We start from the raw sequence: 24,812 nt of genomic DNA, 5'->3' as shown, positions 1-24,812 counted from the left end.
GCGTTGCACTTCTTCTTGGGTGCATGGCCTGTGATTGGCATCTGGTTCACGTCCTTGGGCATCAGCACGATGGCGTTCAACCTGAACGGGTTCAACTTCAACCAGTCGATCATTGACTCACAGGGTCAAGTGATTGGCACCTGGGCCGACGTGCTGAACCGCGCGAACTTGGGGATGGAAGTGATGCACGAGCGCAACGCTCACAACTTCCCCCTTGACCTAGCTGCGGGCGAAGCTGCTCCTGTAGCGCTAAGTGCACCTGCAATCCACGGTTAATCTTCAGCTAGTCTCTAGCTAAACCAGAAGCGCTCTCCTCACGGGGGGCGCTTTTTGCATGGCTGATTTTTTATCCTGACAAGTTTTCTGGGCTGACAAGAGCTGAAATGAGCTTTGATGGAAGAGGAGCGATCGCTCCTGTCTAGTATCGGCAAGTTCCCCTAAAAGTCGCCATTCTACACCTCCAAGATGAACGAAGTTTTAGGTGCTCTGATTATCTGTATTGGTTGTCCACTGCTCGGCGGGCTTCCCCTGATTGGCTGGCTCACCTATGCCCTAACGAGAAAACAACTAGCCAAAATAGGAACGGGCAATGTCAGTGTTTCGGCAGCGTTTTATCATGGCGGGCGTGTTGTAGGAATTTTGGCGGTTCTGTCAGAGGCCTTCAAGGGAATTGCTGCGGTTTTAATTGCTCGCTACTTTTTTCCGCAAGCTTCAGAGTGGGAGCTAATCTCCTTAATAGCCTTAGTTATGGGCCGTTATTGGATGGCGCGGGGAGCAGGCACAACCAACGTGGTTTGGGGCTATGTTGTCCACGATTGGATGGCTTCATTACTGGTGTTTATTTTGGGGGGCATTGGCTCCACCATTTTGCGGGAAAAGCGCCAAGGCAAGATTTTAGTCTTAGTTTTGTTTCCGCTAATCACTGCTTTATTGCATCCCCAAGAATCCGCTTTGATTGTGGCGGCGATCGTGCTGGGCAGTCTCATGGGCTGGATTTACCGCAAGATTCCCGATGATCTAGACTTAACCCCAGAAGCAGGTCAACCGGAATCCCAAGCAGTGTTTAAGTTTTTTCGCGGCGATCGCGCTCTAGTCTCGCTGAATCGGCCTTTAGAAGCGCAAAAAGTCGGACAGAAAGCGGCTACCCTCTCGCAATTAATGCGGTGGGGCTATCCAGTTCCGGTAGGTTGGGTGTTACCACCTGGCGACGATCCAACGCCATTGATTGAGTTTTTGCAGCCTTCCTCCGAAAAACCTTTGGTGGTGCGTTCTTCAGCGGTGGGGGAGGACTCGGAGCTAGCGTCGGCGGCAGGGCAGTACGAAAGTATCTTGAACGTGACGAGTCAGGGAGCGTTGGAGCGGGCGATCGCTCAGTGCTTGGCTTCCTATGACCAGCCAGGAGCCATCCAGTATCGGCGCGATCGCGGATTACCAGAAGCGGCAATGGCGATCCTGGTACAGCAACAAATTCGTGGCGCGTTTTCGGGGGTGGCCTTTAGTCGTGACCCGATCGCTCGGCAGGGTGAGGCAGTCGTAATTGAAGCGCTACCCGGTGAGACGCAACGGATTGTGTCCGGACAGTTTACGCCTGAGCAATATCGGGTTTTGGTGCGTGAAAGCGATTTAGCTCAAGCGGATTCAAACTGGGTGCTTCCCGCTGATTTAGAGCTACCAGTCGAGGGCACGGGAGATTTACCACCCCGCTTAATTCAGCAAGTGGCGTTTCTGGCTAGACATTTAGAGGCCCGCTATCACGGACTGCCGCAAGATATTGAATGGACCTACGATGGGCAGACCTTGTGGCTCTTGCAATCGCGTCCCATCACCACCCTGCTACCTATTTGGACTCGCAAAATTGCAGCGGAAGTAATTCCTGGGCTGATCCGTCCCTTGACTTGGTCGATTAATCGGCCTTTGACCTGTGGGGTTTGGGGTGAAATCTTTACGTTGGTATTAGGCAAGCGATCGCGAGGGCTAGACTTTAATGAAACCGCGACGCTGCATCACTCTCGCGCTTACTTCAACGCCTCTTTGTTAGGGCAAACTTTCCTCCGTATGGGCTTACCTCCTGAGAGCCTAGAGTTTTTGACCAGAGGGGCCAAGTTCAGCAAACCACCCCTAGGCTCCACGTTAGGCAATACACCTGGCTTAATGCGGCTGTTACAGCGAGAATGGCAGCTAGACAAAGATTTTCGTTATGACTACCAACGGCAGTTTGCACCCCTCCTAACGACGCTAACGCGAGAACCTGCCGAGAACTTGACTGCTCCCGCTCTCCTAGAGCGCATTGACACTATTTTGCGGGTGTTGAAGCGGGCGACTTATTACAGCATCTTGGCTCCACTAAGTGCAGCGTTACGACAAGCAATTCTCAAGGTTCAGGATGGCGAAATAGACAATAGCAGCACCCCAGAAGTCGCCGCGTTGCGATCGCTGCAAGACATCGCCAATCGTAACCGCCATTTAGTCGCTAACTTGGAAAATTCTGCTCCAACTCCTGAAGTTTTTGACACCTTAGCAGCCCTCCCCAACGGTCAAACTTTGTCTGACCAACTAGCTCAATTTCTCGACACCTATGGTTACTTGAGTGAGGTGGGGACGGATATTGCGGTGCCGACTTGGCGCGAAGACTCTAAACCTGTTTGTGACCTGTTCACCCAGCTTCTGCTCAACCCAACCCCTGTGGGTGAGCCTTTGCCTGCTGAATCGCGATCGCCTGCTTGGAAAGTGCAGCGAGTCCAGCAGCGAGTAAGTTTGAAGGGTCAAGTTACGGAGGTTTATAGCCAACTGCTGGCGGAATTGCGCTGGAGTTTTGTGGCGCTAGAAAAGTTGTGGCTGGAGCAAGGATTGCTGTCAGCAGCAGGCGATATCTTCTTCTTAAAGTTTGAGGAAATTTGGCGGCTGATTCGACAGTCAGATGCCGATTTAGCCAGCCAAGTCTCTAGGTTAATTGCAGAACGGCGATCGCAACTGGCCCAAGATAATGAACTGGTAAAAGTGCCCGCTTTGGTCTACGGTAATGACCCACTCACCTTTGTCACCGTCAATAATTGGCAACCTTCGCAAAAGCTGCAAGGCATTGGGGCTAGCCCAGGCCAAGTTGAGGGCCGAGTCAAAGTGTTGCGGAGTTTGCAAGCGATCGCAGAAATCGATCGAGAAACAATTTTGGTGGTGCCCTACACCGATTCTGGCTGGGCACCGCTGCTGGCGAGAGCAGGAGGTTTGATTGCGGAAGTGGGAGGGCGCTTGTCTCACGGCGCGATCGTGGCACGGGAGTATGGCATCCCTGCCGTGATGGATGTGCATGATGCGACCCATCAATTGCAAGATGGTCAATGGGTGAGAATTAATGGTCAACAAGGAACCGTAGAAGTCTTATAAAAGTTTTCGAAGACTTGTAATTTTTACTTTTAGGTCGAGCATTTCCGCAACCCAACCTTAACTGATCAAGACCGATTGATGTTTTTTTCCATTGCTTTAACCGTATCCAATGCTTCCTTTAAGCCAACTCCTGTTTCTTCACGTAGCTTTTTAATTGCTCCAATCCGATCGCCTGATCTGACTATATCTTCGACGGTTTCGCTGTAGTCAATTTCCAGCTTATTCAGAATTAGATCAACTTTTCGCTCTAATCTTGCGAGGCGGGAACTGTCCATTGCGTCAGGTGAGCGACTTTGAATCGCAAAAATACTGGCTAAACTCACCAAAGCCAAACCAATCAGCCAGGGTTCTATCATGTTGAGAAGCTTTTTAACTGAACAAGGCGGCTGTAGGAAAAACCAAATACTCTAAGAAAAAGAGCTTCCAAATGAATTGATAGAAGCTCGCGATCGCTACTTTGTCTGATAAATCAACTCGTAAACTTCGCCACCAAAGTAGACTCAAAGCGGCTAGGTGAGTCACGATTAAAAACTTAGAGTTAACGCCTGCCAGGTTAAATAAGCCAGCCAAAACCATGCCAAGATAGCAAGCGGTTAAAACCCAACGAGACAAGTTAAATACTACTTTTGTCCCGAGCCGAATTGTGAATGTATTGATGTTGTATTGACGATCGCCATCAATGTCAGGAATATCTTTAAAGATTGCGATCGCAAACGTAAATACCAGAACAAATAGCGTCAGCGCCCAAACTGCCGGAGTGATATTACCTTGGCCTTGGAGTTGTTGGCTGAAGTGTAGAAATAACCCCAAATTAACAATGACGCCCCGCACTGTAAAAATGCACAGCGAAGCCCAAACCGGAAATCGCTTCAGGCGGATGGGTGGCAAGGAGTAGGCAGTACCGATCGCCAAGCTAATTCCTACCGTACCGAACAAAAACCAGCCTGAACTGAGGGAAATCAGCAGCGCTAAAGCCCCTGTGAAGAGGACAATGGCCCAACCTTGCGATCGCGAGAATTCCCCAGAAGCGACAGGTAAATGTGGTTTGTTGATCCGGTCAATCTCGACATCTTCTAATTGGTTCAGTCCCACAATGTAGACGTTGCCGCAGAGACAAGCGAGCCAAGCGGCCAACAGTACGCCTAGATGACTAAGGGCAAAAGGAATCGAAGTTGTAGCACTGGCGATCGCGTACAACCCCAGTGCACTCAGGCTCGTGCCAATGATGGTGTGGGGGCGAGAAAACTTCCAGAAAGCATAGAGCCAGGGGGCATACTTTTGGAGGAGATTAATCTGGGCCGACGAAACAGCAGGCTTTTGGGGGGAAATCTGGCTCATGCGTGCCTGAATTGATACACAGGCTTGATTTTAAGCAATCAATGACAATTTTGGCAGCAATCCCTTGATAGAGAATGGCTGAGTTAGCTTGACCACAACTTGCTTAAATCGTTTATTTAGTGCCACATAGCAATCCAAAACGTACTAGTCCCCGCTGATAGCCCCGACTCATCAAATTCAACGCCAGAGCCGCTTGAATTGTCGTCCAACCAGAAAGTAGTAGACCGAAAATGGCATTAGGAGTTAAAGCGGATTCAATCACTTTGTCCCAGAACGGAGCTACTGCATCTGACCAATCCGCAGTCCGAATATTTTGAAACGCAAGTTGGCGGGCGATCGCTTCATACTCTGGCAGCGAAATCACATAAGGCAAGCAATAGACGCGATAAATGTCAGCTAAATGCTGCCGCTCATCTGTGGTCAGTGGATCGCTGGGCGTGGTGGGGCGGTGACACCAAGTCGCCATAATCAACGTGCCACCTGGTCTCAGCACCCGATAGCATTCCTGCAAGAACTTACGCTTATCTGGCATGTGCTCCCCGCTTTCCAGCGACCAGACGAGATCAAAGGAATTGTCGGCGAAATCGGTGTTTAAAGCATCCCTGACAAAAAACTGAGCCCTAGGTTGGGTCGTCAAGCTGCTCATGCCTGCCTCACGCGCTCTCTCGGTGGCTCTAGCGGCTTGCACAGGGCTTAGAGTGATGCCAGTCGCCGCCGCTTGAAACTTTTGAGCCAAATACAAAGAACTTCCTCCAATCCCGCAGCCTGCATCCAAAATCGCTTCTGCCTGTCTAACTTCGGCCCACTTCAGCAATTCTTCTACCAAATCAATCTGGGCTTGGCGGCGTTCTTTGGGTTCCTTGCCATCTAGACCGTAGTAGCCATGATGCATGTGCTCGCCCCAAATCTGCTCCCACAAACCAGAGGAGGCATCATAGAATTGCTGAATTTGTTGGTAGAGGGTCGAGGTCATAGCAGTGTAGCGTTGAATCTAGATCGGAATTAGCCTAGCAGAGCCAGCGATCGCGTCATAACCTCTAGAGGTGGAAAATGTATTTGAAAAAGGAAAAATCTGCATGACGATCTCCAGCGATCTATGGCAAGCAAACCAAGATTTAGCTCAAGCTTGTCTGAAAAATCCTTTTGTCCAGGGCATTGCCGATGGCAGCTTGCCCAAAGAGCTATTTGCTTATTACGTCGGCCAAGATGCTTTTTTTCTAGAAGCGTTTGCGCGAGCTTATAGTATTGCCGCTGCCAAAGCACCCGATTGGGAAGGATTTGGTGTGTTTCACACCCTAGCAGGTGGGGTGTTGGAAGAATTGCAACTGCACCAAGGCTATGCCCAAGAGTGGGGCGTGGACTTGCAGGCTATAGAACCTGGAGCCGCTACCCGGCGCTATACAGATTTTTTGTTGGCAACGGCTTGGAGCGGTGATGCGGGCTTGACCACAGCCGCAATGGTGCCTTGTATGCGCTTGTATACCTTTCTCGGTCAGCAACTTGGAGATAGCCAAAAGTCCGAGCATACCTATACCACTTGGATTCGCACCTACAGCAGTCCAGAGTTTGACCAATTGGCGCAACAGTTAGAGCAGCTTTGCGATCGCTACACCATCCATCCTGCTCCAGCCCATACCACTTACCGCTATGCCATGCAATGCGAACACGATTTCTTTCAAGCAGCTTGGTCCTATGATGCTTAGATAGTGTGCCAAGATGCAGCTAAACCAGAATCGTACAACGGGTGCCTCAGCAAGCAGTAAGCTCTTAAGCAGCCTTTGTTTTACAGTCCCAACTTAGTTTATTGACGCGATCGCTTCATGACTGTCTCTAGAACTATTTGTCTCGGTTTTCTAGCTGTCATTGCCATAGGAACATTCCTACTAATGCTGCCTTTTTCAACCAGCAGCGGCAATTGGAATGACTTTATTGTGGCTCTGTTTACTGCTACATCAGCTGTTTGTGTCACGGGCCACATCGTGGTGGATACAGGCATTTATTTTTCTACAACGGGGCAAGTGATCCTGCTCGCCTTGGTACAGATTGGTGGGTTGGGCTACATGACCGCTACTACCTTTCTCTTGCTACTTTTGGGACGACGGTTTGGCCTACGAGACAAAATTGCGCTACAACAGGCGCTCGATCGCCCTGGGATGCAAGGGGTGGCCCAAGTTCTGCGCTCCATCGTCGCCCTTACTCTAATCTTTGAACTCACAGGCGCGTTTCTACTGCTGCCAGTTTTTGTGCCCGATCACGGTTGGAGCAAGGGATTATGGCTCTCTATTTTCCATAGTATTACCGCTTGGAATAATGCTGGATTTAGCCCCTTTAAGGACAATCTCATTGGCTATCAATCTTCGGTGTTATTGAACATCATTATTCCAGCCTTAATTATCTTTGGTGGTATTGGCTATGAAGTGATTTTTGAGTTGTTTCTGTGGTTGCGCGATCGCTTGTCCAGAAAACCGGAAAAAATTGTCTTTTCCTTAAATTTCAAAGTCGCAACTAGTACTACAGTCATTCTTTTAGTCATTAGTACAATTGCTATATTTTTTACAGAGTTAGGAAATCCAGCCACCCTCGGAGCAATGGATCTCAAGACTAAGATACTCGCAGCTTGGTTTCAAGCCGTAACACCGCGTACTGTAGGTTTTAATACCGTTGATATTGGCAAAATGACGACTGCCAGCTTATTTATCATGATCGTCCTCATGTTTATTGGAGGTAGTCCAGGCGGTACCGCAGGCGGGATTAAAACTACTACTTTACGAGTTTTAACTAGTTGTACCCGAGCGATCTTACAAGGCAAAGAAGAAGCGACTTTATATGAGCGGCAAATTCCTGTTTCGCTCATTCTCAAAGCAGTGGGAGTTTCAGTTGGTTCACTCGCTGCCGTCATGATTATGACTACTTTAATTGCCATCACTGACACACACGTAGAATTTATTCAAATTCTGTTTGAGGTGATGTCAGGTTTTGGCACAGTCGGTCTCTCCACCGGGATTACGGCAGGTCTCTCCACCTTTGCTAAATTAGTTTTAATCGCCAGCATGTATCTCGGTCGAGTTGGGGTATTGCTGCTAATCGGCGCAATTTTAGGTGACCCCAATCCGAGTACTATCCGTTATCCAGAAGAAAACTTACTCGTAGGGTAGGTTTCTGTAACAAAATAGGGTGGGATTTCCGGAGCAGATTTGTACCCGAAATCTTGATAATTTAAAGAGTTGTGGATTCCAAATCAGATTTTGGCGCTTAGCGCCTGAGGTTAATTCGTGAATTTATCCTATCTGAGCTTCTTTCGCAGCTTACGAACCGAGAATAAGCAATTTGCTGTCATTGGTTTGGGGCGCTTTGGTCGAGCTGTTTGTGCATCTCTGCATCGTATGGGGTACGAAGCACTAGGGATTGACTCGGATGAAAAGCGGGTGGCTCAGATTCTGACAGACCAGCTAGCAGCTCATGCAATACAGTTAGATTCAACTGAGGTTGCTGCCCTGAAAGAAGCAGGGGTTTTTGAGTTCGATACCGTGATTGTCGCGATCGGCAATTATGTGGAAGAAAGCGTGATCACTACCATGAACCTGAAAGAGGCAGGGGTGCCCCATGTGGTCGCCAAGGCTTCTTCCGAAATCCATGAAAAGCTGCTGCGAAAAGTTGGCGCGGATCATGTAGTTTTTCCAGAGCATGAAATGGGCTGTGCCTTGGCGCGATCGCTGACGAAACCGGGCATTCTCGATCGCTTTGAGCTTGATCCCGACAACAGCATTGTGGAAGTGATTGTTCCTGAAGACTTTGACAGTAAAACAATTTCCGATCTGAGGTTGCGGAGTCGTTTTGGCCTCAACTTGCTGGCAGTTAGCTACAACGGCAAGTTTGAGATCAACCCCGAACCCAACCGCCGCCTCCGCAAGGGGGAAGCAATGGTGGTGATTGGTTCTAATAAGGGAATTGATCAACTACCAATCTAACTTCAAGTTCTGATGGCATTGCATCTTCAAGCGGGTCGGGAAGAATAAAGAGCATTGCTCCATTTTTGCTACCGACATCATGCTTGTATTTTTCATGCACGGAGTTGCCACCCGCAACGTGCAGTATGCCGATTCCTTACAGAGCTTGATTCGAGAAGAGTTTAGCCAACAACAAGTAGCTTTGCCGCTCTTTTATGCGAGCTTTTGGGGTGATGTCTTAAATGACGTTGGCAAGCTCTGGAATGCGGTGCATCAAAATTTGCAAGCCTTTCAATCAGCCAATCCCCAGGTTGATGCTCAAGCCGTATTTCGCTATCAAAACTTCAGAAAAGGCTTCTTTTCTGAATTTGTCGGTGATGCTTTCACCTATCTCAATTCAGAGCGTGGCATCAAGATTAGAAAATTAATTGCGGAACAGCTCTCTGATTTCATCAGCCGTAACCCAGGCGAGACAGAGCTACACATCGTTTCTCATTCGCTCGGTACGGTTGTTTTATGGGATGCTTTATTTTCTGAGAGATTCCATTCGGACGATCCAGCCTTTGAGATTCGATCGCTGATTCAGGGGCATCACAGCTCCGATTTTGAGTCAGAATCTTCTCAGCAAAAACTGCAATTAAAAAGCATCACCACAATGGGTTCTCCCATCGCTTTCTTTAACATCATGCTGGGCATTCAGCCTGAACAGGTGAAAGCTTTAGTGAGTCAATATAGCGATCGCGGCTTGAGATGGAGCAATCTGATCCATGCTTCTGACGTCATCGCTTATCCTTTGCAACCCTGCCTCAATCCAGACTTGTCTTGGAAACTCACTCTTCAGGATCACTATTTGCAAACTGAGGCCAACCCTACAGAGACCGCTGTTCGGAATTTTGTTAGCTCGGATCTGGTTAATCGAGTTGCTAAGGTGGCAGGCTTAGTTAATCCTGGTGTTCAAATCGCGATCGACCATGCGCCAATGGTAGCAGGGGCAGGAGATGCCCATATCAATTACTGGAGCTGCCCTGAAGTGGCCCGTTTAGTTGCTGACAATCTTCTGGCAAGCTTACCCAAAGCCCCAGGAACATCTAGCTTGCTGCAAACGGCGATCGCCCAGCTCCAACAAGTTCCTGGCATGACTCGGAATTTTCTTCCAACAGGCCAGTTTTTGGAGGAAACCCTCTCAGAACTAAAGTTTAGAGATCGCAGTGGTAGCCTACAACTTACAAAAAACCCTGCTGGCGTGCATCATGTTTGTATTCTTAACGCTCAAAATGTGGCTCAATTTAGAGGGTATGTTGGCTGGCTCCATACTTCAGGCTTGAAGCAAGCTGTGGAGTTTATTAGAAGCAGTTGTTGCTAAGGTTCACGCCCGAACGCATGATGCACGTAATTGGTTTAATGAGCGGCACCTCCGTAGACGGCATCGATGCCGCCTTAGTCGAAATCTCCGGTTTAGAAACCGATTTGCAAGTCAAATTGCTGGCCGGAGCAACTTATCCCTATCCCGAAACTTTGCGATCGCAAATCCTCGCCGTCGGTGCAGGCGAACCAATCTCGATGGCAGAGTTTGCCGCCCTAGACGACGCGATCGCCACGCAATTTGCTCAAGCCGCCTTAGCCGTTCAAGCAGGCCACACTCCAGCAGATTTAATTGGCTCGCATGGGCAAACCGTCTATCATCGACCACCAAAAAAGGATCAAAGAACAAACGACAAAGTTGTTTCTTCCTCACCGCTTGGCTACAGTCTCCAACTCGGTCGGGGAGCCGCGATCGCTCACCTGACTGGAATTTCTACCGTGAGCAATTTTCGAGTGGCTGACATTGCTGCGGGAGGGCAGGGAGCGCCGCTGGTGCCACGGGTGGATGCTTACTCGCTGAGCCACGCTACCCAGAGCCGCTGTGTGCAAAACATTGGCGGCATTGGCAATGTCACTTATTTACCAGCCAGAAGTACAGCTAACTGGGAGCAGCAAGTTCGAGGTTGGGATACAGGCCCTGGCAATATGCTGCTGGATTTGGCTGTGCAGCAACTTTCCCAGGGAGCTAAAACTTACGACCAAGACGGAGCTTGGGCTGCTACCGGAACCCCTTGCCAAGTTTTAGTCGAGCAGTGGCTCCAACAAGATTTTTTTCAGCAAGCACCCCCCAAATCAACCGGACGGGAATTATTTGGACTGGATTACTTGAAGGACTGCTTTGCTGATGCTGGACGTTATCAGCTGAGTGATGCTGATTTTCTCGCCACCTTAACGGAACTTACGGCACGTTCGATCGCTCATAGTTATGGGGCTTTTTTGCCGCAGCTTCCTGCTCAAGTGCTCCTTTGTGGCGGTGGCAGTCGCAACTTGTATCTCAAGCAACGATTGCAAGTGCATTTGCCTTCTGCGTCCGTGATCACCACCGATGAGGTTGGTTTAAGTGCAGACTTCAAGGAGGCGATCGCCTTTGCTGTGCTCGCTTACTGGCGACACCACGGCATACCCGGAAATTTGCCACAAGTCACGGGGGCGGCAAAAGCGATCGCTCTAGGGGAAATCCACCTTGTGACGACCTCCGGGCGTGATAGCATAGAGTCCCATCCGCATTAGCATGGCGAAACGCAATACAAGTAAGGAATAGCGCTGTGGCTCACACCTTTCTAATGGAGGCAGGACGCTGGACGCTACAGGGCAATTGGCTGGAGCGTGATGGGTTGCCGATCTTGGTTAAAGGCAAGACCTTAGTCGGCTGGAGCCGAGATAATTGGTACACAATGGTGACCAAGTTGGTATTTCCAGGCTCCGAACGCGAAGATATCTCACTACAATATCGGGGCCGCTTAGATGCGGGCGAGCGACAGTATACCTTTGTGCTCCAACACAGTTTGCTGGGGCGGGTCGAGGGCGAAGGCTGGATTGCACCGGAGTCCATTGTGCAACGGTATTGGGTTCTCGGCGATCGCCAGCGGCGTAGTGGGTTTGAAACCCTACATTGTCTCGATCCAGAGCGGTACTATCTCTCTAGCGGCATCATGGCAGGTCACTATCTCACTAGCACGATGGAAGTCACGCTGGAGCGGCAACCAGAGCAGTAGCTGCTGTCTCACAGGTCTATTGGCTTGGGTACTCTTAAGTGATAATCCTTTACTTGAGCTTTTAATGAAGCAAGACCGCCAGCCGACTCCTGACTGTAACTAAGCCTCTGCTAGAGAAAAGGCTCAGACCGCTAGAATAGCTTTACGTAAGCTTTACGGAATTTCTAATTCGTTCTCGGTAGGTAAGTTCAAACTACTGAGCGGTCAGCAACTTTGCGCCTGACCCAGGTAGTTTTATTGAGCCTGCTTGAATTCTCAACCGCAAGATTAAGAGATGTCTGCCCTCTTCTCAAGGGTTGGCTTCCGTATCTTTAACTTTACTCAGAGACTAATAACCCTAGTGTATGCCTGTGATTGGTAAGCCGTGGCAGAAATAAGTTACGTTCCTGTTGATTTAACTCAGAGTCGTCAGTTGTGCTGCAACCGACGCAGATCTACTGGCACCGCGAGAAACGGAGTTTCAATCGATGTCAGATCCTAATCTGGGCCGCTTATTAAACGACCGTTATCAACTAGCAGAGTTGATTGGTAAAGGCGCAATGGGCCGAGTGTACCGGGCTCAAGACGTTTTGCTGGGAGATGTACCAGTTGCAGTAAAGTTTTTGGCCCGCACCCTCCTCAACCAGAAAATGCGGGATCGCTTCAAAAGTGAGGCTAGGACTTGTGCGTTGCTGGGGCAGAAAACCATGCACATCGTGCGAGTCATGGACTATGGCGTTGACGATGATGAAGTGCCCTTCTACGTAATGGAGTATTTGCAGGGAGAGAGCTTGAGCGATGTGATTCGGACACGATCGCTAGTTCTACCTCGGTTTCTCAGCATATCTCGCCAAATTTGTCTGGGTTTACAGTGCGCTCACCACGATGGAGTAATTCACCGGGATATCAAGCCTGGGAATATTCTCGTGAGTCATGACACGAGTATTGGTGAACTCGTAAAAATTCTAGATTTCGGAATTGCTCGCCTCTTGCAAGCCGATAATGGCCAAACCAACTCCTTCATGGGCACGCTGGCTTACTCTTCGCCGGAGCAAATGGAGGGCAAAGAGCTAGATAGCCGCTCTGACATCTATAGCTTAGGCATCATGATGTATGAGATGCTAACGGGCCGCTTGCCGTTGCAGGCTGAAACTCATACCTTTGGTAGCTGGTACAAAGCTCACCATTTTCAACTCCCGCGCTCATTTGATGCCATTACCCCTAGCCTGAAGCTGCCTAAAGCGTTAGAAAACTTGGTGATGAGCTGTTTGGCTAAATCCCCGAGCGATCGCCCTCAGAGTGCAGCAGAAGTTCTCAAAGCCTTAGAGCCTTTAGAAGAACGCTTTGGTCCCGGCAGACAGATGGGCCATCGGATTGAAGCTGTGCTCTCAAAGTTTCAAGGGGTCACTGATAGCAAGCGCCAAGACTCAGTCTCCTCCGATGAATTCTGCAAACTAACTTCTTGGCCGAAAAGTAAACCCCTAGCTGAAATCGTTTTTGCTCAACCGTTGAAAACCAGTGATGAGGTTTTGGCAACACTATGGGTGATGATGCCTAAACAAGAAATTCAGCGGCGGTTACTAGCAACCCGGTATAACCAGTTCTTGTTTATGCTGGCTCCTCATCCGATGCTGCTGTGGCTGACTGCCCTGCATAATCGGGAGCATGGGCCTCGCTGGTTACCTTGCTACTTAGACTTAAAAACGCCACAGGGCCAACAAATGACTCGGCTACTAGCAGAAAATGGCTTGTATCGCCTGTTGTTTTTTGCCTTGGAAGAACCTCAACGATGCGTGACTGTGATGAGTTCTAAAATTGCTGACTTACAGCGCGATCGCTTGCGAGAATGGGCTGATATTAGCCGAACTTTTGTCTCCACTGCCCAACCCAATAATACTAAGACTCTCCTCAAGCAAGAACTTGAGAAGGTCAAGCCCAAAATCTTAATGAAACTGGAGGAACGCTAACAGTTAACGACTCAAGGACGGGTGGGGGGGAAAAATAATACTGGATGCCAACTGCGACGCAAGATTTCCCCGGCAAAGCTAGGAGCCGACCATTCAATTAAGCGGCCTAGGCTACCCGATGATATGGCGATCGCACTGATATCAAACGAGGATGCTACTTCCAGAATCTGGGTCACTGAGTTGCCTGAGCGTACCTGAGTCTGCACTTGCAGATTCAGGTTGGCTAAAGCTGCTTGAGGTGCTGCCAGCAGTTCAGCAATTTCCTGATCCTGATTGCTCTTTCTCAGTTCTTTACGGCCACTATCACTGACTACCCAGCAAAGCACACATTGTTCTAGGGCTTTAGTAGGTTGATTTTGGCAGTGCTGCTCAATTTGTTGAACTAAATATTTAGCGGGGTCGCTGCCATCATAAGGCAATAACAAACAACGAAATAGATGGCGACAGCGCAAGTCTAGTTCTTCAGAGGTATAGGCCGAAATCAGTTGGGGTCGTAATACCAGCAAAGGCGTCTTGGTGCGCTGCGCCAAGCCCACGGTCGTGCTACCAAAGAGCTTTTCATTTAATAAGCTACGAGTTGGGGTACCCAAAATGATGACATCTGCTTGGTGGGTTTTAGCGACCTTGAGAATCGTGTCGATCGCTCGTCCTGACTGCACTTCAACTTTAACTTCAACTCCATCAGGTACTTGCTGTAAGGCCACTGCTAAGCGATCGCGAGCTTGATTGACTTTTTCCGTGTCTTCTCGCGGAATTTCGCCTTCTTCCCACAGCGCTGTCACATGCAAAAACACAATCTGTTTCATTCCCCCAGCGACTAAGCTAGGCACAAAGTTAGCCAAGCGCTGAATGTTGTCGGAGAAGTCGGTGCAAATTAAAGGACGTTGGAACATAAGTGAGGAGGTGAGAGGATCTGAAGCGCAACTCTCCTAATTAAGCACTTAACTCAAAAGACATCCAATTAAATTTGTGAAAACTTTAGCGGTTGAGTCTAACTAACTCAAAGGTTTGGCCAAGCTAGATCAGCTAGTTTTTTCTGATTCTGGCAGCAAAGCTTTGGACATGGCTGGCTGACTCAGATAAATTACGTCCTCAAGCAGTTATTCTTATAAGCCACGTAATCTGGCTGAAACAACGCTGTTAATTGAAACTTATAGTTCTAGGTTAGTCAACTCAAATTAGTGCTTGAGTTTTTCGAGCTTGGTAAAGCGGGTTCGACGCCCCACGACCCCAGCTTCTTTCCCACGTTGGAACAAAGCAAGAGATAGAGGTCGCCCTACCGCGACGAGGCATTAACTACACTTGAGGACCTGGTTCCAAGCCCCACTGATGCTTCAGGAAGTGCTTGTACATGGTCTCACGCATCATCATTTGCTTGTAGAGGTCAATCAGGAAGTTCTGAGCCTGCTCGCGGCTCATTTGTTGAACCTGAGTTTCAAAAGAGCGGATATTGAATTGTTGTTCGAGAGAAAGTTCGATGGGCTGGTTCATATGTAACTCCAAAGTAAGAGAGAGGAGAGTACAGCGAATCTGGAAAAGCAGTATTGCTCTGTGGGCTACTTATTCTCTTCAACTGCTTTACCTGCAAATCCAGTCACCCTGTATTAAAAAAGATAACAATTGTTTGACAAAGTGCGCATACCCCTACTGAGGTAACTTAGCTCTAATGTTAGCTATCCCTGACGAAGTAGGTTTTCCAGGATACACATACTACCTCCTACACCAAATAACGGGTTGGAGTATTTTTATCAGGTTACAAATTGTAAAAATGCTCAAAATGAACTAATTTTGTGATACAGCTCAATTTAGAGAACGCCTAAAACAGCAGCCGGTACCTATGTCTTAGCCCAAAGGTCGAGTGGATGGGCGATCGCGGCGATCACAAAGCTGGACAAATCATTATTTGCCCTAACAAAAATTTCCTTTAAAGCTGAGTAAAGCTGAAGCGTTACGAACCCTGGGTCGGTGGGTCGGGATGGTTGAAGCCATCGAGGGTCACTAGCACTACGGTGATATTGTCCCGTCCACCCTTGTCTTTTGCAGCGTTGACTAGTGCTGCCGCTGCCTTCTCGGAGGCTCGGATTGCCTTGAGGTGCGCGGCGATCGAGTGGTCGGAGAGTTCTTCGGTGAGGCCATCACTGCACAGCAACAGGCGATCGCCTGGTTGTACCTCTAGAGCTTGAATATCCATCTGGCGTAAATCTTCACGCCCTAAACACTGGGACAAAACATGTCGCCAAGGATGATTCCGCGCCTGCTCTGGAGTCAAATCCCCCCCTTTCAGAGCTTTGGCAACCCAAGTGTGATCCTCTGTGATCTGTTCAATTTTGGGGCCGCGCAAACGGTAAAGCCGGGAGTCACCAATATGGGCGCACCAAGGTTGCTCGTCACCATCTCGAAAGATCACCACAACCACAGTTGTTCCCATATCGGAACGTTCTGGGTGACTTTGCTGGTCTTGCAAAATGGCTTGGTTAGCCTCTAGCAGTGCTGCTTCCAGTAAAGCGGATGACGAATCTAGCGAAGGCCAATATTGCTCTAGATAGAATTGGATTGCTTGAGTGGCAATGCGGCTTGCTTCCTGGCCGCCAGCATGCCCTCCCATGCCATCCGCCACAATAAAAAATCGACCCTCAGGGTCAATGTAGTAAGCATCCTGATTTACGGAACGAAGGAGTCCCGGATCGGTCAGACCCGTGAAGAGGCGTTTCATAAATTGGCTGCTTTTACCTGAAAGTCAAAAAACATTACAGCATCCGATCGAAGCGATCGAGGCGCATCAACAGGCGGATCAGGGCAAAGGCGAGGGCGGCAGCACCAACAGCAACCAGCAATGCCAGCCAGACATGACCGTTAACATACAAGATTGTGGCTGAAAGTGTAAAGGCACTGACCAACAACGTGTAGTTAGTTCCTATATTAACGCTGCTGAGACGGCGAATGACCCGATCCGTTTCAGTGGAGCGAACCCGGACTCGTAAATCGCCCCGTTCCAGTTTTTCTAGCGTATCTTCAATGCGGCGTGGTAAGCCAAAAGCCGTGCTGCCCACTTGAGCCGCTTGACGACCTAATTCGCTCAGGATGCTGCTTTCTGGAGAACTATTGCCATTAGACATAATCTGCATCGCAAAAGGTCTTGCGACCTCCATGAAGTTAAAGTCTGGGTCTAACCCTTTACCCACTCCTTCAAGTGTAGAGAAAGCTCGCATCACAAAGGTGAAGGTAGCTGGAAAGCGAAAGGGCTGGTCGTAAGCAATCTCGTACAAGTCGTCACTGATGTCACTGACCGATTGGTTCTCAAACGGTTGATCCATAAAGTGATCCAGCATGTACTGAACCGAGCGGCGCACAGGCCCCATGTCATCCACTGGAGACAAAGCGCCCAGTGCTACCAAAGAAGTCACCACGCGATCGGCATCTTTTTGAGCAATGCCAAAAAACGTATCAAGTAGCTTCTCGCGAGTAATGGGCTGAATGCGGCCCATCATGCCGAAATCGTAGAAGATTAACGAGCCGTCAGGACTAACGGCAATATTACCGGGATGCGGATCGGCATGAAAAAAGCCATCATTCAGCAGTTGTTGCAGATAAGCTCTTGCTCCCAATTGCGCTAAATTCCGGCGATCGAGCCCTGCCGCTTCGATAGCTTCATAGTGGCTAATTTTGATACCAGGAGCATATTCTAGAGTTATTACCCGGGGAGAAGTGTAACGCCAATAAACCCGTGGCACGGACACCCAATCCTCGTTGCGGAAGTTACGCCGAAATGTATCCGCGTTACGCCCCTCGTTGAGGTAATCGATTTCTTCCCAAAGAATTCGACAACACTCTTCGTAAATGCCTAGCCAATCTCGGCCTCGGCCCCACTCCGGATGGTTTTGGAAATAACGGGTAATCCCTTTGAGAATTTGTAAATCGATTTCAAATAACTGCCGCAAAGCTGGACGCTGCACTTTGGCGACGACTTCTTCACCAGAATGCAACTGGGCTTTATGGACTTGGCCCAAGCTAGCCGCTGCAAGGGGAATGGGGTCAAAGCTGCGGTAAAGCTCATGCACCTGTTTCCCTAAGTCCTTCTCAATAATGGCTTCAACTTGCTCGTAGCTGAAGGCAGGCACTCGGTCTTGGAGCTTGGACAACTCCTCAACGTATTCAGAGGGAAACAAATCGGCTCGCGTTGAGAACAACTGTCCGATTTTAATAAAAGTTGGCCCCAAATCTAGCAGGGTTTCTCGAATCCAGATTGCTTGATTTCGCCGTCTGACCGCCTTTTTAGCTTCAGTCATACCCCCGCGGTAGCTCCAAGCTTTGTCGTTGAGCCACAGCGAGGTCAGCAGGGTGAGAACAAAAGACCAAATGTCTACAAAGCGACGACGACGAGAGTACTTGTCGCGGCTCCAGCGGTAGACTTTTTCCTTACGGGTGCCTCGGCGGAGCCACCCTGTAATCGTCATGTGCTCCTTAGATTCCGGAAGACTAAGAGGATCATCAAAAAGGGCAGACACTTGGATTCCTAAATCAGCTTTTAAATTTGGCAGCCTAAGCACAGAGAGGGAAAGCAGAATGCTTCAACCTTAAACGGAACTACTCCGGTAGGTTTTTAATTCGGAGCGCAGTTGAGCAATTTCAGCCCGTAGCTCGTCAATGGTAGCTTGCAAGTCAGTGGGTTGAGAGCCTTGAGGCACGATTGCGGTGGTGGTGCGGGCTCGCATCACAATCTCTTCTTCTCGCTGAGCCCGTTCTAGAACTTGTTCGGTAAACTGGCGCAGGTGCTCTCGCTGCTCAGCATCAAACTTGCCTAGCTCACTCAAGGCGTTCGTCAGTGAATGTTCTAGCTGCTCACCCAAAGTTTCAGCCAAGGCTCTGCCAACGAAAAAGGCGTGAACTAGCGGATTACTCATGGGAAAATCTCTGCGGGTGTCCGCAAAGATTATAACTTGCTTATTCAATATCCTGCCTCGACCTCAGGGCTGGCTAAGGAGATGGTGCTGGAGGTTCCGGTGCGGCTGGGGGAGCAAACGAGGAAGCAGGGGCAGCGGAGTTATCGCTGGGGGGTTCTGGCTCAGGAGCGGGTTCAGGATTATTCGCAGGCGGTTGTGGCTCTGGCTCTACGGCTGGCTCCGGGGCAGGAATAGGGCTGGCTTCTACCGGAGCGGGAACTGGGCTGGGATCTGGAACTGGATTTGGCGCAGGGTCTACCTCTACAGGACTCGGAGCAACTTCTACATCTGGAGGGAGAGACGGTGTAGGAGCTAGGTCAAGTGGCGACTCAATGGGTTCGGGTGGAGCTTCATCCGCAGTTGACTCTGATTGCTCTGGAGGAGGCGCAGCGTTGTCCTGCGGAGCACCTCGTTCAACTGGCACATCTGGAGGCACAGAGGTGGGCACCTCCTGCCCTGGCCAGGCTCTTTCTGGAAAGGATTGATCGTTTTGCAAGAAAGTTGGGCCTGCTTGACCACCACTGATCCGGAGAACTAAACCAAAAGCAACACCAACGCAGGTGGCGATCGCTGCGGCTCCTAGCAGTGCCTTGGGGAAGGGTGAGTGAGCTGGAGCTGGCTTTGGAGGTGGAGCTTTTCTGGAAGGCGCTGGAGTTGCTGCTGCTTCATGCGATGCTACAGCCGTAGCCGAGGTGGGAGGAGTTACTGGGGTAGCAACTGCTGCTGGCGTAGGGCTATGCCGAGGCACTACCGGGAGAGTGGCACTGGTGACTGTGGCAGGAATGGGTTGAGGTTGAGAATTGGTGCTAGGTGGGGCTGGGGGCAATTTACTGGCGTGAGCCGTTTCGGAGGCGGGGGTAACAAAATTGCTATTGGGCAAGAGGGCAAACCACTCGGCTACAGTTTGAGGCCGTGCTTCAGCTTCCATCTCCATACCGCGCAGAATAGCTTGTTCTACAGCCGTACTAAGGTGGGGCTGGGATTGCCGCATGTCGAGTAAAGGAATGCGATCGCGTAAAGGAGCGGCGATTGGTGCTTGCCCTGTGACTAAGCTGTAGAGTGTGGCTGCTAAAGCATAGATATCAAGTGCAGGGGTGCGTTTGCCTTGAGGCAGATATTGCTCGATTGGCGCATAGCCCGCCGACAACATGCCCGTATGGGTTTGAGTCACCCCTGGAGTAAATTCGCGAGCAATACCAAAGTCGATCAGCACTACAAAGTCGGTATGTTCGCGGCGAATAATGTTATGAGGTTTCACGTCCCGATGTAGTAAGCCTGCTTGGTGCACTACATTTAGGGCTGCGCCAATCTGCCGAATGTAGTGAATCGCTTTAGCTTCGGGTAGGGCACCTTCGGACTGCACAATATCAGCCAAGGTATCGCCGGGAATGTAATCCATCACAATAAAGGACAGGCTACCTTCCTCAAAAAAGTCGAACACGCGCACAATGTTGGGATGCTGACAGCGGGCTACACGGCGGGCTTCAGCAATGAATTGCTGTTGAAACTGGGCGAAGTCTGCATGGCGACGTAAATTCTCGTGTAAAACTTTGATGACGACAGGTTGGTCGAAGTAGGCATGGTGCGCCCGATAGGTGATCCCAAAGCCACCTTGACCCAGGATGGCCTCAACGACGTATTTGCCGTTTTGCAGAACTGTTCCAGTCGCCAAGTTCATAGGTATTAACTACCAATTTGTCCACTTATGCTAGCGCCTTGCGAGAAATCTGAAACTTCAATGGCAGAAAAAGCGCATCCTGCTCAAGCCAGATTCTTAGACGTGACAACGAATTTTTCGTGCCTAATTTTTAACTGAATTCAGTTAGCTTAGCGTACTCGAAAAATTTTTAATCTAGAGGATAATGTTGAGCCAAAAATGCGATGGCTGAGTCGCGATCGCCAATCACACCATCTAAGGTAGCAGCCGTCAAGTCGGACAGAATCTGCTTAAACTGGCGGCTCGGCTTGTAACCCAACGCTTTTAAGTCATTACCATCTAGGAGCGGTTTCACCTGTGCCCAGCAGATTAAATAACGCCAAATTAACTGTCGCATTGAGCGAGGAGTTTGTACGGCCATCAAGATGAGAGTAGGTCGATCATATTGGCTCAGCAATTGCACAACTTGGCTAGGCTTTTGAGATTCCGATAAATGACTCGCTAGGTCAGCTTGTGTGGTAGCAAGTTGTTGCAAAGCCTCAATGCTATTAACAGGTAGTTGCAGATTGGCGGCAATCTTACCCCGGTACTCTGGCGCAAGATCAGCAATCAACACCTCTAACAGCATTTGCCAATGAACCAGCGTATTTGGGGAATCGAAGCGCCGCAACCAACGACTCATCAGGCGTATCCGGTGCCAAAGCGCTGGCGTTAAAGTCAAGGTGGGATGAATGCAGCGCAAAGCTCCTAAATGGGACAGTAACTGTAAAGCTGATTGCCAATAGGGAGCAGCCAGAATGTATTTGAGTTCGCTTTTTAATCGGGTTTGGAGGGCTGGCGCTCGACTGTTTTCGTCTTGGACGCGATCGTAAACACCACTCTCGATCGCATGGCGGATATAGCCTTCAGTTTGGGGATCAATCTCGAATCCTAGCCGCACTGCAAAGCGCACCGCTCGATAAATCCGGGTGGGATCTTCAATAAAGCTGTTGGCATGGAGGACACGGATTTGGCGCGATCGCAAATCCAGCAAACCCCCAAAGAAATCAAGTAATTCACCCGACCGGGGAGCCGTAAGTCGAATGGCGAGGGCGTTAATCGTGAAATCTCGCCGATAGAGATCTTGCCGAATCGAACTGGCTTCCACCTCTGGGTTAGCAGCGGGATAGGGATAAAACTCGGTACGAGCAGTAGCAATATCTACCCACAGAGAATCTAATTCTGGGTCTTTGTGCCACAACAAAGCAGCAGTTTGAAATTGCCCATGAATGTCGAGCCGAGCCTGCGGATATTGCTGCTGTAAAGCACGGGCTAGCTCTACGCCCGCTCCCTCTTGCAGCGCTCGGTGGTAGCCATCCACTACCAAATCAATATCATTGAGCAACAAGGCATCCTCTGGGTCAGCCAGCAGCAGATCTCGCACTGCCCCTCCCACGAGATAAAGATGCCAGCCCCTCGCTTCAGCCTGCTGAGCAGCCGCCGCTAGAACAGACCACAACTGCGGCACCAAACGAGCTTTGAGCTGTTCTTGCAAAGGTGCCCGCAGGGGAATTCCTTTGTCTCCAGGCACCACAGCGCTAGCCGGGCGCTGCATCTGGTGGAGCTGGCGCAAGACATCCGTGCGAGTGACGATACCCACTAACTGGTTCTCTTCCAACACAGGCAGACGGCCAATGTCATAAGTCACCATCAATGACTCAATATCTGGTAACGGTGTCTCTGGCGTAATCACTTTTAAGTTGGTAGTCATATAGCCTTTTACGGGGGCATGACCAAAGCCGTGATGCAGCGCAATATCTAGATCGCGCCGAGAAATGATGCCGACGAGTTGGCCTTCGGCATCGACCACCGACAAACCGGAATGACCGTAGCGCAACAAAATTCTCTGCGCCTCATTGATTGTGGTCTCAGGCCGAATGGTACGCACAGGTGAGGACATCAGTTCGCGAGCCGTGGGAGACTGAGGAATTTGTTGTTGCAACCCTGCTCGTAGCTGTTGCAATACTGACTCCGGGTTCGCTCCTCGTAAAGTTAGCGCTGCCGCCTTTGAGTGGCCACCCCCACCCAGCGGCTTGAATAGCTCGTTCAGGTCAGTGCCCTCAATTTGCGATCGCCCAATCACGCTTAAGCGAGTGTCGTCGAGGTCAGCTTCTTCTCGGTCTCCTGGATCTCCCGCCCGGACAGGATAATGAGCGGCTAACAGCAGGGCGTCGCTTTCTGTAAGTTCCGTGATCCGAGAAGCCAAGCTAGACAAACCAGGAATATACGCTCCAGGTTGCAAGAGCACCCAAGCGACCCGATGCCCTTGGATCTCCTCAGTTTGCAGCCCATCTAAGGCGATCGCAAACAACTCCTGTAACTGCGGTGACAGCCCAGGATCGATGTACTCCGCGATCATCTTCAGGTTGGCTCCCTGCTCCATCAGCCAAGCCAAAGCCAGCGCATCCCTAGCGGTTGCGTGGTCATAAGTCAGCGAACCCGTATCCACATGCACTCCCAAGGCCATCACGGTTGCCTCGGCAGGAGTCAGCTCCACAGCTTGCGCTTGCAGTTGCTCAGCAATCAACGTTGAGGTCGCCCCGACTGGCTCCACCTGAAAGGAAGTTGCTGGAATATCGCTCTCCGTGTTTAGGTGATGGTCGTAGACCGTAATCTCTATATCTGGCAGGTCTAACCACTCAGCGGTCTTGCCAATGCGATCGCGCCGCTGGGCATCTACCACGGCCAAAGAGCGAATCTGCTGCGGACTGACCGATCGCCGCTCAATCAAATGATATTCATCTCGGTGCAAAGCCAGAAAGTCATGCACCGCTGGATGCGAACCACCACTCAGCACAATCCGTGCCCCTGGTTGTAACCGAGTCAGCCCTACTGCCGCGCCCAGCGTATCAAAATCTGCGGTTGTATGACACAGAATTAAATCCATTTGTCTTGCTTCCAGCGCTGATCGGCAGTGACTATAAATGAACGGCTTTGGCCGCCCCACGTAACCCCGCAAAGCTAATTTGGTGTAGTACTTACGATGTTTCTTCAATCGTGGCAGAGAAAGTGCCGAGAGGGGATGAATTTCTGGTAGCGTACTACTCAGGACTGATCAAAAAATTGTCTAAATTCAGCGACAGGTGTAAACCAGTCCACTGCTGTATTGGGAGAAAAAAATGTTTTCAACTCTGTTCCAGCTCGCCTTAGTTGCCTTGGTTGGGTTGTCCTTTGTGATGGTTGTGGGTGTTCCAGTAGCCTATGCTTCTCCACAAAATTGGGAGCAATCTAAGCGATTGATCCTACTAGGTTCTGGACTTTGGTTCGCTCTCGTGCTGCTCGTTGGACTACTAAACTATTTAGTGGTATAGGTTGCCAGCAGATTCAATTCAGCCCCAGAACCCGATTTACCCAACTCACCAGATATCTACAGGCAGCCATGGCAGTTTTTGAGGGAACCTTTACTCAGACAGAACCCCTACGTTTTGCAATTGTGATCGGTCGGTTTAATGACTTGATTACAACCAAGCTGTTAGAGGGCTGTCAAGATTGCTTGAAGCGCCACGGCGTTGATCCAAACCCGCACGGCACTCAAGTGGATTATGTCTGGGTGCCAGGTAGTTTTGAGGTCCCCTTGGTTGCTCGTCAGTTAGCGTTGGCTAATCGCTACGATGCAATTATCTGCCTAGGAGCAATCATTCGGGGCCAAACCCCTCATTTTGACTACGTGGCTGCTGAGGTATCCAAAGGCATTGCTAACGTCGGGTTGCAGACAGGAGTGCCGATCATCTTTGGCATCGTTACCACAGATACCATGCAGCAAGCTTTAGAGCGCGCAGGGATCAAGAGTAATAAAGGTTGGGATTACGCCATGAATGCGCTAGAAATGGCTAGCTTAATGCGCCAACTGCGCTCTGGAGACGGGATTGTCCCCCAAACCTCCCAGGTCTCTGGCACGACCTCGACTCAGACATTACCTGCGGCTCCAAGCAATACCCTCGCTCCCAGTTTGCATAAAGAGCAAGAGCGGCTGGGTTAAGGGTAAGTTCTGCGGAGGGTGAGGCGATCGCATCCGATTGTGACAACAGCCGCTAACTTTCTCAACATTTCTTTCCAAAAAGTGTTGACAAACACATTCAAATCTGAGAAATTATTATCAGTGCGGCTTGCGGGCATAGCTCAGTGGTAGAGCGTCACCTTGCCAAGGTGAATGTCGCGCGTTCGAATCGCGTTGCCCGCTTTGAAAAATAGATAAAAATCAAGAAACTAGCGTTAGTTTCTTACCCTAATCTGGCCTGGGAAATTAAATATCTTCTTGGTTTCTTGGAAACTTGTACCAGTAGATACACCATAAGGTTTATGCCAGTAGGTATAACTCTAGTAAGATTTGCGTCAAATCTGACGGTGCTAGGATTTATTGAGTAGCTTAGTCAGTAGGTGTTTTGACCTGAACTGCTCAGGTCGGTCCATCTCATTACAATTACGCTTCTAAAACTACTGAATTATGGCACTCAGTTGTAGCTAAGTAGTTTGAAACTTTAAGTAAC

At 49.8% G+C, this 24,812-nt stretch carries 20 protein-coding genes, 1 tRNA gene and 1 pseudogene; 12 read left to right on the top strand and 10 right to left on the bottom strand.

What is annotated here, in order from left to right; all coding sequences use genetic code 11:
• Together H6F68_RS14955 and H6F68_RS14950 are read left to right on the top strand one after the other, a co-directional pair.
• Nucleotides 1–276, top strand: a pseudogene (locus tag H6F68_RS14955) (photosystem II q(b) protein); the annotation flags it as partial.
• 189 nt (nucleotides 277–465) lie between these two features.
• A complete protein-coding gene (locus H6F68_RS14950) occupies nucleotides 466–3,381 on the top strand; it encodes a glycerol-3-phosphate acyltransferase (RefSeq protein ID WP_190560091.1) in 2,916 nt (971 codons plus the stop codon).
• Between the two features lie 65 nt (nucleotides 3,382–3,446).
• Here H6F68_RS14950 and H6F68_RS14945 read toward each other — a convergent pair whose 3' ends face one another.
• The 3 genes from H6F68_RS14945 to H6F68_RS14935 form a co-directional block, all read right to left on the bottom strand.
• The gene (locus H6F68_RS14945; RefSeq protein WP_190560089.1) at nucleotides 3,447–3,737 is read right to left on the bottom strand and encodes a hypothetical protein; all 291 of its coding nucleotides are present in this window, start codon (nucleotides 3,735–3,737) and stop codon (nucleotides 3,447–3,449) included.
• A gap of 13 nt (nucleotides 3,738–3,750) precedes the next feature.
• Entirely contained in the window at nucleotides 3,751–4,719 is a 969-nt protein-coding gene (locus H6F68_RS14940; protein WP_190560087.1) for a homogentisate phytyltransferase, read from the bottom strand.
• 112 nt (nucleotides 4,720–4,831) lie between these two features.
• Nucleotides 4,832–5,692, bottom strand: coding sequence for a methyltransferase domain-containing protein (locus H6F68_RS14935; protein ID WP_190560085.1), 861 nt, complete (start codon nucleotides 5,690–5,692; stop codon nucleotides 4,832–4,834).
• A 103-nt stretch (nucleotides 5,693–5,795) separates the two neighbouring features.
• Here H6F68_RS14935 and H6F68_RS14930 point away from each other — a divergent pair, with 103 nt between their 5' ends.
• The 7 genes from H6F68_RS14930 to H6F68_RS14900 all read left to right on the top strand — a co-directional run bounded on the left by H6F68_RS14930 (nucleotide 5,796) and on the right by H6F68_RS14900 (nucleotide 13,689).
• Nucleotides 5,796–6,422 (top strand): TenA family protein, encoded by a 627-nt coding sequence (locus H6F68_RS14930; RefSeq protein WP_190560083.1) that lies wholly within the window; start codon nucleotides 5,796–5,798, stop codon nucleotides 6,420–6,422.
• A gap of 117 nt (nucleotides 6,423–6,539) precedes the next feature.
• On the top strand, nucleotides 6,540–7,874 hold the full coding sequence (locus H6F68_RS14925; protein WP_190560081.1) for a TrkH family potassium uptake protein: 1,335 nt from the start codon (nucleotides 6,540–6,542) through the stop codon (nucleotides 7,872–7,874).
• A gap of 117 nt (nucleotides 7,875–7,991) precedes the next feature.
• On the top strand, nucleotides 7,992–8,687 hold the full coding sequence (locus H6F68_RS14920; protein ID WP_190433367.1) for an NAD-binding protein: 696 nt from the start codon (nucleotides 7,992–7,994) through the stop codon (nucleotides 8,685–8,687).
• A gap of 79 nt (nucleotides 8,688–8,766) precedes the next feature.
• Nucleotides 8,767–10,029: a hypothetical protein gene (locus H6F68_RS14915; protein WP_190560079.1), complete on the top strand. Its 1,263-nt coding sequence runs from the start codon at nucleotides 8,767–8,769 to the stop codon at nucleotides 10,027–10,029.
• Between the two features lie 17 nt (nucleotides 10,030–10,046).
• Complete coding sequence (locus H6F68_RS14910; protein WP_190560078.1) at nucleotides 10,047–11,258, top strand: anhydro-N-acetylmuramic acid kinase; 1,212 nt, start codon at nucleotides 10,047–10,049, stop codon at nucleotides 11,256–11,258.
• Nucleotides 11,259–11,293: 35 nt separating this feature from the next.
• Nucleotides 11,294–11,743 carry a hypothetical protein gene (locus H6F68_RS14905; protein WP_190433359.1) on the top strand — a complete coding sequence of 150 codons (450 nt, stop codon included), beginning with the start codon at nucleotides 11,294–11,296 and terminating at the stop codon, nucleotides 11,741–11,743.
• Between the two features lie 467 nt (nucleotides 11,744–12,210).
• Nucleotides 12,211–13,689, top strand: a complete 1,479-nt coding sequence (locus tag H6F68_RS14900; protein ID WP_190560076.1) for a serine/threonine-protein kinase — start codon at nucleotides 12,211–12,213, stop codon at nucleotides 13,687–13,689.
• An 11-nt stretch (nucleotides 13,690–13,700) separates the two neighbouring features.
• On the opposite strand, the gene H6F68_RS14895 is transcribed toward H6F68_RS14900, so the two are convergent.
• From H6F68_RS14895 to H6F68_RS14865, 7 genes are all read right to left on the bottom strand, one after another.
• Nucleotides 13,701–14,582, bottom strand: coding sequence for a universal stress protein (locus H6F68_RS14895; RefSeq protein WP_190560073.1), 882 nt, complete (start codon nucleotides 14,580–14,582; stop codon nucleotides 13,701–13,703).
• A 403-nt stretch (nucleotides 14,583–14,985) separates the two neighbouring features.
• Nucleotides 14,986–15,180, bottom strand: coding sequence for an NblA/ycf18 family protein (locus H6F68_RS14890; RefSeq protein WP_190433354.1), 195 nt, complete (start codon nucleotides 15,178–15,180; stop codon nucleotides 14,986–14,988).
• Between the two features lie 457 nt (nucleotides 15,181–15,637).
• Nucleotides 15,638–16,402, bottom strand: coding sequence for a PP2C family serine/threonine-protein phosphatase (locus H6F68_RS14885; RefSeq protein WP_190560071.1), 765 nt, complete (start codon nucleotides 16,400–16,402; stop codon nucleotides 15,638–15,640).
• 34 nt (nucleotides 16,403–16,436) lie between these two features.
• Nucleotides 16,437–18,194: an ABC1 kinase family protein gene (locus H6F68_RS14880; protein ID WP_399314048.1), complete on the bottom strand. Its 1,758-nt coding sequence runs from the start codon at nucleotides 18,192–18,194 to the stop codon at nucleotides 16,437–16,439.
• A gap of 69 nt (nucleotides 18,195–18,263) precedes the next feature.
• Nucleotides 18,264–18,590, bottom strand: a complete 327-nt coding sequence (locus tag H6F68_RS14875) for a DUF6825 family protein (protein ID WP_190433350.1) — start codon at nucleotides 18,588–18,590, stop codon at nucleotides 18,264–18,266.
• A gap of 73 nt (nucleotides 18,591–18,663) precedes the next feature.
• On the bottom strand, nucleotides 18,664–20,307 hold the full coding sequence (locus H6F68_RS14870; RefSeq protein WP_190560069.1) for a serine/threonine-protein kinase: 1,644 nt from the start codon (nucleotides 20,305–20,307) through the stop codon (nucleotides 18,664–18,666).
• A 169-nt stretch (nucleotides 20,308–20,476) separates the two neighbouring features.
• Nucleotides 20,477–23,212, bottom strand: coding sequence for a CBS domain-containing protein (locus tag H6F68_RS14865; RefSeq protein ID WP_190560067.1), 2,736 nt, complete (start codon nucleotides 23,210–23,212; stop codon nucleotides 20,477–20,479).
• 232 nt (nucleotides 23,213–23,444) lie between these two features.
• Between H6F68_RS14865 and psbZ the strand changes: the two genes are divergently transcribed.
• The 3 genes from psbZ to H6F68_RS14850 all read left to right on the top strand — a co-directional run bounded on the left by psbZ (nucleotide 23,445) and on the right by H6F68_RS14850 (nucleotide 24,505).
• On the top strand, nucleotides 23,445–23,636 hold the full coding sequence (gene psbZ / locus H6F68_RS14860) for a photosystem II reaction center protein PsbZ (protein ID WP_190433339.1): 192 nt from the start codon (nucleotides 23,445–23,447) through the stop codon (nucleotides 23,634–23,636).
• 68 nt (nucleotides 23,637–23,704) lie between these two features.
• On the top strand, nucleotides 23,705–24,304 hold the full coding sequence (gene ribH, locus H6F68_RS14855) for a 6,7-dimethyl-8-ribityllumazine synthase (protein WP_190560065.1): 600 nt from the start codon (nucleotides 23,705–23,707) through the stop codon (nucleotides 24,302–24,304).
• A 129-nt stretch (nucleotides 24,305–24,433) separates the two neighbouring features.
• Nucleotides 24,434–24,505: transfer RNA gene (locus H6F68_RS14850), tRNA-Gly, on the top strand.
• Nucleotides 24,506–24,812 lie beyond the last annotated feature (307 nt).

Origin of the sequence: Trichocoleus sp. FACHB-262, from assembly GCF_014696035.1 — a bacterium.
Lineage (GTDB): Bacteria > Cyanobacteriota > Cyanobacteriia > FACHB-46 > FACHB-46 > Trichocoleus.
The sequence above is the reverse complement of the archived record's forward strand: the minus strand, read 5'-3'. Positions and strand labels throughout refer to the sequence as shown.

Coding starts and splice junctions, on each gene's coding strand:
- ribH (WP_190560065.1), top strand. CDS start 23,705: ATGGCAGTTTTTGAGGGAACCTTTACTCAGACAGAACCCCTACGTTTT.
- H6F68_RS14950 (WP_190560091.1), top strand. CDS start 466: ATGAACGAAGTTTTAGGTGCTCTGATTATCTGTATTGGTTGTCCACTG.
- H6F68_RS14910 (WP_190560078.1), top strand. CDS start 10,047: ATGATGCACGTAATTGGTTTAATGAGCGGCACCTCCGTAGACGGCATC.
- H6F68_RS14935 (WP_190560085.1), bottom strand. CDS start 5,692: ATGACCTCGACCCTCTACCAACAAATTCAGCAATTCTATGATGCCTCC.
- H6F68_RS14875 (WP_190433350.1), bottom strand. CDS start 18,590: ATGAGTAATCCGCTAGTTCACGCCTTTTTCGTTGGCAGAGCCTTGGCT.
- H6F68_RS14940 (WP_190560087.1), bottom strand. CDS start 4,719: ATGAGCCAGATTTCCCCCCAAAAGCCTGCTGTTTCGTCGGCCCAGATT.
- H6F68_RS14890 (WP_190433354.1), bottom strand. CDS start 15,180: ATGAACCAGCCCATCGAACTTTCTCTCGAACAACAATTCAATATCCGC.
- H6F68_RS14915 (WP_190560079.1), top strand. CDS start 8,767: ATGCTTGTATTTTTCATGCACGGAGTTGCCACCCGCAACGTGCAGTAT.
- psbZ (WP_190433339.1), top strand. CDS start 23,445: ATGTTTTCAACTCTGTTCCAGCTCGCCTTAGTTGCCTTGGTTGGGTTG.
- H6F68_RS14865 (WP_190560067.1), bottom strand. CDS start 23,212: ATGGATTTAATTCTGTGTCATACAACCGCAGATTTTGATACGCTGGGC.
- H6F68_RS14945 (WP_190560089.1), bottom strand. CDS start 3,737: ATGATAGAACCCTGGCTGATTGGTTTGGCTTTGGTGAGTTTAGCCAGT.
- H6F68_RS14885 (WP_190560071.1), bottom strand. CDS start 16,402: ATGAAACGCCTCTTCACGGGTCTGACCGATCCGGGACTCCTTCGTTCC.
- H6F68_RS14895 (WP_190560073.1), bottom strand. CDS start 14,582: ATGTTCCAACGTCCTTTAATTTGCACCGACTTCTCCGACAACATTCAG.
- H6F68_RS14870 (WP_190560069.1), bottom strand. CDS start 20,307: ATGAACTTGGCGACTGGAACAGTTCTGCAAAACGGCAAATACGTCGTT.
- H6F68_RS14925 (WP_190560081.1), top strand. CDS start 6,540: ATGACTGTCTCTAGAACTATTTGTCTCGGTTTTCTAGCTGTCATTGCC.
- H6F68_RS14900 (WP_190560076.1), top strand. CDS start 12,211: ATGTCAGATCCTAATCTGGGCCGCTTATTAAACGACCGTTATCAACTA.
- H6F68_RS14930 (WP_190560083.1), top strand. CDS start 5,796: ATGACGATCTCCAGCGATCTATGGCAAGCAAACCAAGATTTAGCTCAA.